The organism is Sulfuricaulis sp., from assembly GCF_049587675.1.
In the GTDB taxonomy this organism is placed as follows: domain Bacteria; phylum Pseudomonadota; class Gammaproteobacteria; order Acidiferrobacterales; family Sulfurifustaceae; genus Sulfuricaulis.
In genome coordinates this window covers 1-10002 of sequence record NZ_JBAVEJ010000276.1, presented here as the reverse complement: position 1 = coordinate 10002, position 10002 = coordinate 1, and the positions used below count along the sequence as shown (strand labels likewise).

At 55.1% G+C, this 10002-nt stretch carries 8 protein-coding genes and 1 pseudogene; 1 reads left to right on the top strand and 8 read right to left on the bottom strand.

All coding sequences use genetic code 11. The annotated features are described in order from the left end of the window. Positions 1-299 precede the first annotated feature (299 nt). Positions 300-1709 (top strand): undecaprenyl-phosphate glucose phosphotransferase, encoded by a 1410-nt coding sequence (locus WB402_RS14360; RefSeq protein WP_424209023.1) that lies wholly within the window; start codon positions 300-302, stop codon positions 1707-1709. 251 nt (positions 1710-1960) lie between these two features. Here WB402_RS14360 and WB402_RS14355 read toward each other — a convergent pair whose 3' ends face one another. From WB402_RS14355 to WB402_RS14320, 8 genes and pseudogenes are all read right to left on the bottom strand, one after another. Then, complete coding sequence (locus tag WB402_RS14355) at positions 1961-2545, bottom strand: HupE/UreJ family protein (protein WP_424209021.1); 585 nt, start codon at positions 2543-2545, stop codon at positions 1961-1963. Positions 2546-2594: 49 nt separating this feature from the next. Then, positions 2595-3008, bottom strand: coding sequence for a [NiFe]-hydrogenase assembly chaperone HybE (hybE, locus tag WB402_RS14350; RefSeq protein WP_424209020.1), 414 nt, complete (start codon positions 3006-3008; stop codon positions 2595-2597). 33 nt (positions 3009-3041) lie between these two features. Next, a complete protein-coding gene (locus WB402_RS14345; RefSeq protein WP_424209018.1) occupies positions 3042-3536 on the bottom strand; it encodes a HyaD/HybD family hydrogenase maturation endopeptidase in 495 nt (164 codons plus the stop codon). A 59-nt stretch (positions 3537-3595) separates the two neighbouring features. Then, entirely contained in the window at positions 3596-5326 is a 1731-nt protein-coding gene (locus WB402_RS14340) for a nickel-dependent hydrogenase large subunit (protein ID WP_424209016.1), read from the bottom strand. A 13-nt stretch (positions 5327-5339) separates the two neighbouring features. Next, positions 5340-6491, bottom strand: coding sequence for a Ni/Fe-hydrogenase cytochrome b subunit (gene hybB / locus WB402_RS14335; protein WP_424209014.1), 1152 nt, complete (start codon positions 6489-6491; stop codon positions 5340-5342). Next, on the bottom strand, positions 6488-7501 hold the full coding sequence (hybA, locus tag WB402_RS14330) for a hydrogenase 2 operon protein HybA (protein ID WP_424209012.1): 1014 nt from the start codon (positions 7499-7501) through the stop codon (positions 6488-6490). Before hybA ends, hybB begins: the two co-directional genes overlap by 4 nt. 12 nt (positions 7502-7513) lie before the next feature. Then, a complete protein-coding gene (locus WB402_RS14325) occupies positions 7514-8653 on the bottom strand; it encodes a hydrogenase small subunit (protein ID WP_424209010.1) in 1140 nt (379 codons plus the stop codon). A 694-nt stretch (positions 8654-9347) separates the two neighbouring features. Next, positions 9348-10002: pseudogene (locus tag WB402_RS14320) on the bottom strand (integrase core domain-containing protein); the annotation flags it as partial.

Below are 10002 nucleotides of genomic sequence, written 5' to 3'. Positions count from 1 at the left end.
ACAGAAGAGTTACAGAAGATTTGTTGATTTTCTGTTAGGAAACAGGCCTATCTTTCTAATTTCAGTGGTTATTATAGGGAAATCCCGTAGAATCGTTGGTCTGCGGAGTAGCCCTGATTTGGGACATACTGTCGTTGTTGTTTTCTAGTTGCCTTGTATAGCTCATTCAGAGTCTTGATCGGAATTCTTGTCATCACATACGTATAATGCAAGCTAGCCGAAGAAAAGCTTTCGCGCTAAGAAGCAACGCCACGGATAGGCCTGTACGCGCTTAAAAATCTTAAAAACGGAAAAGTTCAGTGGCAATACAAAAGTTTACAGGTCCTGAATATGGGAAGGTATCTGCGTTCTTGCAGGTGACGGATATCTTGCTGATCGTGGGCTCTTTATGGACGCTCACGGTTTTATACGAGCAACCCTGGCGGACGGAACACACGATTGTCGTGCTTTGGGCAATTGGTCTATTTGTGATAGCCGTTCACTTTTCCGATGTTTATCGGTCCTGGCGAGGGTCCTTGCTAAGGAGCCGGGAGTTTATGCGCCTCTTGGGGGCATGGCTTACTGTCGTTCTGGGACTCTTATTCCTGGCATTCGCCTCTAAATCGTCACAAGAGTACTCGCGGCTGCTCTACCTCACCTGGTTCGTCATAACCCCCTTGATCCTGGCGGTTTGGCGTGGGTGGTTGCAAATATTCCTGGGGGAGATGCGAAAACGCGGCTTTAACACACGTGCCGTAGCTATTGTTGGCGCATCCGAACTGGGGGCGCACCTCGCCGAAATCTTCCTTGAGGCTCCTTGGATGGGACTCCGCCCCGTGGGATTCTACGATGGTCGCCGGCCTTCAGGGCTCAGGCCCCTGCATCACGGTCCGATAGATGTGATCGGCAATTTAGAGAGCCTGATCAAGCATGCCCATGAGGGAAGAATTGACATGGTTTACATCGCTTTGCCCATGCGGGCGGAGACACGTGTCAGGGAACTGATCGCGAAGCTCTCAGACACGACGGTATCCGTGTACATGGTACCGGACTTTTTTATGTTCGACCTGCTGCATGCCAGCTGGGGCAATGTGGGCGATTTGCCTGTGGTCAGCATCTCGGAAACCCCGTTTTACGGGGTGGACGGCTTTGTCAAACGGATGGAAGACATTATTTTTGCCGGTCTATTCCTCATGCTGGTAGCCATCCCGATGATATTTATCGCGATAGGAGTGAAGCTCTCTTCGCCGGGTCCTCTCGTTTTCCGACAGCGCCGCTATGGCCTGCGAGGTAACGAAATCGAAGTTTGGAAATTTCGCACAATGTCAGTATGGGAGGATGGCGATAAGGTGGTTCAGGCTATAAAGAACGATCCGAGGGTAACCCGCTTTGGCGCTTTCCTGCGGCGCACATCGTTAGACGAATTGCCGCAGCTGATTAATGTCTTGCAAGGAAACATGTCCCTGGTTGGGCCAAGACCCCACGCTGTTGCCCATAATGAACACTACCGAAAACAAGTCGACCGTTACATGCTTCGACACAAGGTAAAACCGGGTATCACTGGATTGGCCCAGGTCAATGGCTGGCGAGGTGAAACCGATTCCCTGGATAAAATGCAGAAGAGAATAGAGTTTGATTTGGCCTACATACAGAACTGGTCACTTTGGCTCGATCTAAAGATACTCTTCCAGACCGTATTCATAGTATTTAAAGATAAGAATGCATACTAGTCGCTGTTTTTCTGTGCTGCGATAATTTCCTACGGTACAGTTTGGCACAACTTTTTTCCTCTTCCGTGCCCGCTAGATCCAATTGTCTAGTGATAACGGAGGTTCATTTTCCAGTGCATGCCTGTATTAGACAGCTACATGGGTATCGGTGCTGATTTCGGTGACTCTCTAAATTGTTGCTAACGAGTCTGACGGTACTTTTTCAACCTTCACTGACAAAAGAAAACCTCGAGATTACCGAAAAATTATTATTACATACCGACCCACATCATGGCGCCGGCGGCGGCGATCATAGCGCCCCCGATCCGCAACAGAACAGCGGCACGCTGAAACAAAATGCCCGCGCCCAGGCCTGTGGCGTGCAGGCCAACCGTCGCGAGCAGCATTCCCAATCCATATGACGCCGCCGAAGCCGCTTGTGGCAGCTCCGTGCCATGCGCATGTCCATGGAATAACGCAAACACGCCGACCAGCACCATGCCCAGCGTGACCGGCATGCGGGCAGAGAATGCGATCAGAAGACCGAGTATCAGCACCGACGCCGCGATTCCTGATTCCACCGCTGGCAAGGGCAGACCTGCCGTCGACATGACCGCGCCCAGAACCATCATACCGACGAACGCGAGTGGAACGCTCCAGTATGCACGCCCTCCGAGCTGCGCCGCCCACAAGCCCACGGCGATCATCGCGAGCATGTGATCCAAACCTGTCAGCGGATGAGCAACACCGGATACGAAACCGGCACCGTGGGCGCCAAAGGTGTGTGCGGCCGCATAAGGAGCAAACAAACTCGCCGCCACTCCCAGTATCGCCACCGACCAATATTTACCTTTCATTGCAGTGTCTCCTGTTCATACTCATGCCTGTTTGTCACCCGCGAATACACTAAGCGGTCGTTCCCACACCGGCGGGCGGCGCCATAAGACGCTGGAGAGCGGCATGCGCCGCCTGGCGCGCATCCTTTTGAGACGGAAAACCCAGCATCGGCGACGCCAGGGACCGGAATAGATAGGATCCCAGTTCCACGTCGCCACCGACAACGAATTCCTGCTCACCCGCGGGGAGTTTTTGCATATGCTTTTGGCCCAGCGCCAGCGACTGCCACTGGTTCTTGTCGCGCGGCAACAGCATGACGTTCATGAACCAGGGAGTGATCAGAACTCCGATCCACCCCTGCGCCCACTGCTGGAAATCCACCGCTTCCACCCGCAACGGACGATGATATATCGGCAGGTCGCGAACATGTTCATCGCCAATCTGTTTGAAGCGGCTTACCAGTTTAGAAATGCATTTCTCCATGCTGACTCCGTAACACTAACAAGGATTGCGGTTTCATGCCGCACCCTGCTGAGGTTGGTCAACCGCATCTACCTCGAAACCAAGGGAACGAAGTTTACCCACCAGCCGCCCCACGAGGGCATCCATGCGCGTTGACACTAGAGCAGATAATTCCAATCCGATATCCAGATTCTGGGGTTCGACACCGATGACAGTAACTTCCGCGGGCTTTTCTCCCATCAATTCCAGGGCAGCCAACATATCGGCCAATCCCATCTGGTGCGGCGACACGCGGCTTTGAAAAAATGCCGGTACTTCGTCGCCGCTTAGCGTTATTACAGTCCCCGGCGCCTTACCCGTCTTTACGGCATCGACCACAATGAGATGATCGCGATTCCTGATATGTTCGAGCAGCGACATGCCTGTCGTCCCGCCGTCGAGCACCTCGACCGCTCCCGTTATCTGATACTGCCGCTGCAACTGCTCCACGACCCGGACACCCACGCCCTCATCTTGCAACAAGATATTTCCGAGCCCCAGTATCAGCACACTCCGTCCCGCCGCCGGGTCTTTGACACTAAGTGGTTTAGTTTCAGTTCCTGAATACACTAGAAGGGCACTCCACACTGCGCGCCGACGGCTTGGACTTTCACAATCTCTTTATGATTTCGGGTATCCACCATATGGATGGCGCAAGCCAGACATGGGTCGAATGAGTGAATCGTGCGCAGAACCTCGAGCGGCTTCTCGGGATCGGCGATGGGATTGCCCACCAGCGATGCCTCATAAGGACCCGGCGCGTCATTTTCGTCGCGCGGGCCGGCGTTCCAGGTGCTGGGCACCACCGCCTGGTAGTTGACGATTTTGCCGTCGCGTATCACTGTCCAGTGGGACAGAGTCCCGCGCGGCGCCTCGTGGAATCCGAAGCCGCGGATTTCCGATTTCGGGAATTCGAAGCGGTTGAACGTCTTGACGTCTCCCTTGGCGATATTATTCACCAGCAACTGCCATTGATTCTGCAGCGACTCGTAGAACACCGCCGTGCGCACGGCCCGGGCCGCGTGACGTCCGATCGTGGAATGCAGTGCCGCAACCGGAATCTGGGCGCCCGCGACCTTGCCGGCCATGGCCAGCACTTTGTTCAGGTAACGCTTGGTGGGCTCGTGACCCGCCGCCACCATGCACAGCACATTGGCCAGCGGTCCCACTTGAGCACGTTTATCGTAGAACGTCGGCGCCTTGACCCAGGAGTACTTGCCGTCATCCTGAAAGTCGGTGTATGCCGGAACCGTCTCGCCATCATAGGGATGGAGCGCGCCCTTCCCGCCCTTGTACCAGGCATGCTTGACGCTCTCTTTGACGCCCTTCTGAAAATAGGCGTCCTGGTAACTGGTGATCGGTTTGAACTTGGACAGATCCCCGTTCTCAATATAACCCCCCGGCAACTCGAACTTGGTCCCCTTGGTATCCAGCGGCAGATCGGGAACCGACAGGTAATTGGAGACCCCCGCTCCATACTTTGTCCAGTCGGCGTACATCGCGCCGATGGCGGCCACGTCGACCAGGTAAACGTTGTTGATGAAATCACCCAGCTCGTCCATAAGGGTCTTGATGTAGAACAGGCGCTCCATGCCGAGGGCCGATTGACTGTCCAGGTTGATGGCGTTGGTCACGCCGCCCACCGCCAGGTTCTGGATGTGGGGTGTCTTGGAGCCCAGGATGGTCACGATCTGGTTGGCCTTGCGCTGGTACTCCAGTGCCTGCAGGTAATGGGCCGTGGCCAGCAAATTGACTTCCGGCGACAGCTTCATCGCCGGGTGTCCCCAGTAGCCGCTGGCAAAAACACCGAGCTGGCCGGAGCTCACGAAAGTTTGCAGCTTCGCCTGGGCCTGTTCCATATGATGCGCGCTGTTCATCGGCCAACTGGACAGGCTTTCCGCCAGCTGCGCCGTCTTGCGCGGATTGGCCTTGAGGGCCGAGACGATGTCGACCCAGTCCAGGGCTGAAAGGTGATAAAAATGGACGATGTGGTCGTGTATACCGTGAGCCAGCACCATCATATTGCGGATGTACTGGGCGTTGAGCGGCACCTCGAGATTCAGCGCATTCTCCACCGCTCGCACCGAGGCAATGGCATGCACGGTCGTGCACACGCCGCAGATGCGTTGCGTGAAGATCCAGGCGTCGCGCGGGTCGCGGCCTTGCAGGATGAGTTCGATGCCTCGCCACATTTGTCCGGAAGACCAGGCTTTGGTCACTTTGCCGTTATCGACTTCGCAGTCGATGCGCAGGTGCCCCTCTATCCGGGTCATTGGGTCAACGGTGATTCGTTTTGTCACGGTATACCTCCAGTTACTGAACCGCGGTCACGCGTTCACCGCGTGGTAGCACCGGCAGTTGCTTGACGAATAACAGATAGAGCAGGATCTCGATAGAAAACATGCCTACGGTGACCAGAATCTCGGTAACCGAGGGAAAGTAGTTCCAGCCGCCGCCGGCCGGATGGTAGCCAATGAGGTAGGCATTAATTCGATATATTGAACCCGCCACCAACAATACGGCGGCGGCGATAAACATCATGCGTGGATTGGTGCGATTGGCCGGCCGGGCCAGCATGACCAGCGCCAGCACGAACAAGACATTCTCGAGCCAGAACATGCCGGCGTCCAGGTTGGCGGCAAACGCCGCGCCCAGCTGTCCGCGCACGATGAGATCCGCAAATCGAACCACCAGATAACCCGCCAACAGCAAGGCGATGATGCCCGAGAGTTTTCCCAGTATCCGCGTTTCGATGGGCCGCCTAAAACCCCTGGCCGCCAATATCGCTTCGAATGGCACGATGGCGAAACCCATCAGTAACGCGGTTACCAGGAACATCAAAGGTAATAACTGGGTTTGCCACAGCGGTGACAGTTGATAGCCCAGAACCACAATCAAGGTACCCAGGGAAGACTGATGCATGGTGGGCAACAGTACGCCCACGGCGATAAACACAAACAACACTTTAGATAATTTTCGGCGGGCGTCAGTGAGCCCGAAACGTTCCAAGAATGCCGGCGAGAACTCGATTGCCAGAACGACAACGTATGCCATCACGCACCAGGCCACTTCCAGCATTACCGAATTGGTCTGGGCGTACCATGGCAGAAGCAGCGTATATACCTGCCAGTAACGGCCTAGGTCGACAATGACCGCCGTACCGGCCAGTGCATATCCGAACAGCCCCGCCATCATCGCCGGCCGCACCAGGGGATGGTATTCGCCGCGGTTGAGCACGTAGACCAGCAATGCGATGGCATATCCGGCGCAACCGAAGGCGGTGCCGATCATGACATCGACTACGATCCAGATGCCCCAGGGATAACCGTCATTGATGTGCGTGACCGCGCCCAGTCCGAACACAAATCGCGCCAACAGGATGGCCAGGGCAATCGCGGCCAGAGCCGACAATGCCAAAAAAGGTTTGGTTAATATCTTTCCGCCGAGAGGTTCATGAGCGCTCATGACTTTTCCTTTTTAACCTTCGTTTTGCGGGGCGTTTCCCCGCTCTCATCGGGTTTGCCGGCGCTACGGTGGACCAGATAGACCAGCCCGGCGAGCAGCGCCAACGGGGGCAGCATTCCTTTATAGAGCGTATGCTGAATGCCTTCGGTGATGGCGGGATATCCGTACTCGGGGACATTGGTCGGGAGACCGATTTTTTCAAACGGCACGGCGGACAGGTACAGAATCTGCGTGCCCCCCAGCTCCTTGTCGCCGTAAAGATGTTTTTGATAATTGGCAATCTTGCCATCTTGAGTCGGCCGGTTGCCGCCGAGCTTGCCGCGGGCAAACCGGTGGCTTTCGCCGGGCTTTTTGGAAAGCCGCAGCTGCGCTTCTTTCTTCAGATCCTCCACCAGGCCGAACAGCGACGCACCGGTCGGGCATACGTCACAGCAAGCCGGCAGTTGCCCTTTCGCCTGCAGGTGCGCGCAAAACTGGCACTTCTGTATCTGGCCAAAGGGGCCGTCGTATTCGAATCTGGGCACGGCAAACGGGCACGCATAGACGCAGTAACGACAGCCGATGCACCGATCCTTATGATGCTCGACGATGCCGGTCTTCGGGTCCTTGGTCATGGCCGACACCGGGCACGCCGAAACACAGGAGGGATCCACGCAATGCAGGCAGTGCCGCTTGACGAAGGAGTAGCCGTCAATCTCGCGGTCTTTCTGCGCTACGTTGCCATCCTGATACACCTTGATGATGTTCAGGGTCTTGCCCGATAAATCCAACGGAACGTCCCACATGGCTTCGCCCGGAACGCCGCTATTATCCGGCGGCATGTTGTTCGCTGCCTTGCAGGCAGCTACACACGCCTTGCAGCCAATGCACTGCGTGGCATCGTAAAGCATGCCCACAGCGTTGGGTGGCATGGTTTTGGACTCGCGCTGCAGCGCGCTAGCGGTATCGACAGCACCTGACGCACCGGCGGCGGCCGCCACTTTCAGAAAATCTCTTCGGTTCAGAGCCACGGATATATGCTCCTATCTTTGCTTGTCGCTCCTGCCCTCAGAAGCTTCACTACTGTCTTCGGGAAGTTTGCGTGCGAACTTGACTCCGGCGACCGCCGCCGCGCCGACCAAACCTCCGACCAGTGCCGCTGCCGCAACGGTGACACCCTTCCCTTTGCTTTCAGTAATACGTGGATAGGTGGTGGGTGGCGTCACGGTTTTGAGATTGGCCAGTTCATGGATGCCCTTGGTGAAACCAATACCTTCTTCGGTGCAGCCAAAGCAGGGAGCGCCGGTGCCCACGGGCCAGGCCCCGGGTCCGACATCGCCAAAGAGTATCGCCGGGCAATTGGCGTACGTCTCCGGCCCCTTGCAGCCGAGCTTGTACAGGCACCAGCCCTGGCGGTGTCCTTCGTCACCGAACTCGATCGCGAAGCGACCGGCGTCGAAGTGCGGCCGGCGTTCGCAGTTCTCGTGTATCAGCCGGTTGTAGGCGAATTTGGGACGGCCCTTGCTATCCAGCTCCGGCAGGCGGTTGAAGGTGAGGAAGTACAGCACCGTAGCCAGGAAGTTATAAGGGTTCGGCGGGCAACCAGGAACGGTGACGATTGGCCGGTCTTTGATAATCTTGGAAACTCCCACGGCGCCGGTGGGATTCGGACCGCTGGACGGAATGCCGCCCCATGACGCGCATGAGCCGATGGCGATGATGGCCGCGGCTCCCGCCGCTGCCTCCTGCAGATGCGCCAGCACGGTTTTGTTGGCGATCTTGCAATAGATTCCGTTGTCCTTGGTGGGAATCGAGCCATCGACCACCAGCAGATATTTTCCTTTGTTGGCTTTCATCGAGGCCTGCTTGGAGGCTTCGGCCTGATGACCCGCGCCGGCACACAGGGTTTCGTGGTAATCGAGCGAAATCGTATTGAGAATCAGCGTTTCAAGCGTCGGGTGGGTGGAACGCAGGAGCGACTCAGTGCAACCGGTACATTCCTGGGCCGACAACCAGATGACGGGTGGTCGCTGTTTGCTGGTAACCGCCTCGGCGATCTGCATGCCCATGGCGGGGACGCCTAGCGTGGCGGCGATCCCGGTGCAAAATTTGAGAAATTCGCGCCGCGTTACACCGCCGGCACTGCCTTCATATCCATCAAGACTCATTTCCTGTTTTCGCATAAATGCCCTCGTGCGTGCTCAGGTGGCGGCCTGAAAATCAGGCTGTCTTGTCAGTTAATTTCTAGCTGTGATACTTTATTGACCGTCCTTCACTACCAACGAAAAATACCTATTTAAATAACTTAATTAGCGCTTTTCGTAACCTTAGGTAGCCTGTAATCCCCTAAGAAGATCGAGTATCCGTTCAGTCCTTTCCGTCAATTTCGGTTTCGTCCCGCCTTGATTTTGCAAGCATATTATTGGTTGCTTATATTCTGCTTTGATACCTGTCAAATTTTTATTTATTTGTCCCAGAACATAAGCATCTGCTTCCCTGATTCAACTAACTCTGACCGATATGTGAGGAAACAGTACTTTGGAGATAGGCTGATTTGATTATTTTGATATAGCTCAAAGAAAAACCAAACAAAATAAGTACGAAAATTATTATGTCTGCGGCCGGGGAGGAAACTCGGAAACATCATCGTGCCGAAACAGCTGGTCCAGGGCACGGTGTGATGGAGGCAACAACGCGAAGTTTGTTGTCAAAAATTTTCGGGCCGCCGTCGCTGCGCTCCGGCGTTCGGCCGGCTACACCGGCTCGTCGAACTGGCCTATGATTTCGTCGGGAGTTTGAATCTCGCTGATATCATGTTAAATAAAAAGGGACCTGAAAATCAGGTCCCTTTGTCCTTCCTGAGAGATAGGTTACATTTTATTCTTGGGACATAGGTAACAATTTTGGTTTAAAAGGGTTCGCCAGCGGTTCAACTCGGCAAGCGTCCAAGTCGAAGTATCCTAAATCGTAGTGCATAAAGGATACAAGCCATATGTAATCATCTGTTTGCGTAACGCCGATTTTCTGTCCAGCGAAGACCTGACTGAGATTGATTTTCTTTCTGCCCATACAGATCCTTCCACAGCGTGTCACGGTAACCGTTTTGTCGCTGTACGGATATTCCAACTCCGGCAACCCTCGGTACACCTTGCTCGAAGGCCGATAGAGCTCAGCGGGATAGTGCATCCCAATCGCTTGATGGGGGCGTTCCTGGTTGTACCTCTGACGGAAGGCATCCAGTTTTTCTTGCTGTTGAAGGATATTGAAGGCAAGAGGGCCGGCAGGCCTCTTGCTTTAACGTCAAGTGCATGCGTTCATGCCGGCCATTTTGCTGCGGGTGCCCAGGCTTGATGCGTTCAATAGCAATACCCAGCCTCAGCCACCATACCGAGAGCCGGCTTAAACCAAACAACGCATTGGGAGAACTGAAGGGCGGACCGTTATCGGTGCGGATACCCTTTGGCAAACCGTATTCCTTAAAGATCCGCTCAAACACGGTAAAAGCCAAAGGTTCCTTCGTCGATTCGATCCC